This window comes from Chryseobacterium sp. SIMBA_029 (genome assembly GCF_046535275.1).
Lineage (GTDB): Bacteria > Bacteroidota > Bacteroidia > Flavobacteriales > Weeksellaceae > Chryseobacterium.
Window position 1 is genome coordinate 1 of record NZ_JAWRXA010000935.1, and the last position, 230, is coordinate 230.

The 230-nt window shown below is 61.3% G+C and carries 1 pseudogene; it reads right to left on the bottom strand.

The window, feature by feature from the left end:
* Positions 1-230 (bottom strand): annotated as a pseudogene (locus SB679_RS26570) (transcription termination factor Rho); the annotation flags it as partial.

Genomic DNA, 230 nt, shown 5'->3' on the forward strand with positions numbered 1-230 from the left:
GACGCGTTGACGTCCACGGCAGGGAAGATGCGCTTGTCTGCCAGCTGGCGGGACAGGCGAAGCTCCATGTTGCCGGTGCCCTTGAACTCTTCGAAGATGACCTCATCCATCTTGGAGCCGGTCTCAACGAGAGCAGTTGCCAGGATAGTGAGCGACCCACCGTTTTCGATGTTGCGGGCTGCACCGAAGAAGCGCTTGGGCGGGTACAGCGCTGCGGAATCCACACCGCC